This is a genomic window from Phenylobacterium ferrooxidans (genome assembly GCF_042714595.1).
Lineage (GTDB): Bacteria > Pseudomonadota > Alphaproteobacteria > Caulobacterales > Caulobacteraceae > Phenylobacterium > Phenylobacterium ferrooxidans.
Map to the genome: position 1 here is coordinate 1 of NZ_JAOTJD010000097.1, position 1015 is coordinate 1015.

1 protein-coding gene is annotated in these 1015 nt (G+C 66.8%); it reads right to left on the minus strand.

The genetic code is table 11. The features are described 5' to 3' along the window. Positions 1-15 precede the first annotated feature (15 nt). Positions 16-958, minus strand: a protein-coding gene (locus OCL97_RS22610; protein WP_377371948.1) for an IS630 family transposase whose coding sequence is annotated in 2 segments (ribosomal slippage) — positions 16-621 and positions 623-958 — 942 coding nt in all. Because the reading frame shifts where the segments join, the coding sequence is not laid out codon by codon here. Positions 959-1015 lie beyond the last annotated feature (57 nt).

Consider the following 1015-nt stretch of genomic DNA (forward strand, 5'->3'; position numbering starts at 1 on the left):
TAGAGCGGGACTCGATTAGACGGAACCGTATCCGGAGTTGTGCAGGTAGTTGGCGCACTCGTGGGGTTGGAAGAGGTTGAGGAGTTGGCCGGCCTTGCGCCAGGTGTCCTCGACGGTGCGGGGCTGGGCCTTGCGCATCATGTGCTTGAGCTTGGCGAAGACCTGTTCGATCGGGTTGAGGTCGGGACTGTAGGGCGGCAGGAAGAGCAGATGGGCGCCCTTGGCCCTAACGGCGGCGCGGGCTGCCTTGCCCTTGTGGCTGCCGAGGTTGTCGAGGACCACCACGTCGCCCGGCGAGAGGGTCGGCGCCAGGACCTCGGCGATGTAGAGGCCGAAGAGCTGGCCGTTGATCGGGCCGTCGATCACCCAGGGCGCGTCGATGCGGTCGTGGCGCAGGGCGGCGATGAAGGTCTGGGTCTTCCAGTGTCCGAAGGGCGCATAGGCCTTCAGACGCCGTCCCCTCGGTCCCCAGCCACGCAGGGGCGCCATGTTGGTCTTCACCCAGGTCTCATCGAGGAACACCAGTCGCTCAAGGGCGATGCGGCCCTGGTAGGCCTTCCAGCGCGCCCGCTTGCGCGCCACGTCAGGCCGCGTCTGCTCCTCGGGCAGCAGGGTTTTTTTTGAAGCTCAGTCCCTCAGCGTGAACGAACACCCACACCGCCCGTGGATGGGTCTTGATCCCGCGCTCGGCCAGCTCCGCCGCCAGGCCCCGCAGCGTGAACGGCCCCGAGCCGATCCGCGCGCGAAGCCACTCGGCGCAGTCTCCCGACAGCGTTCGAGGCTTGTAGCCGCCGACTTGGGCCGGCGCCAACGAACCGGTCTCACGCTCGCGCTTGGTCCATTTGGAGACGCAGGAGGGCGCGATCCGCAGCGCCGCCGCGATCTCGCGGTTCGTCTCACCCGCCGCCTTGCGCGCCATCGCCCGCTCGCGAAGGTCCATAGAATACGGAGCCGTCATCAGCGCTGACCTCCTCCAGCAGAGAGGATGAATCAGATCAGCCCTGATTTGGGAATC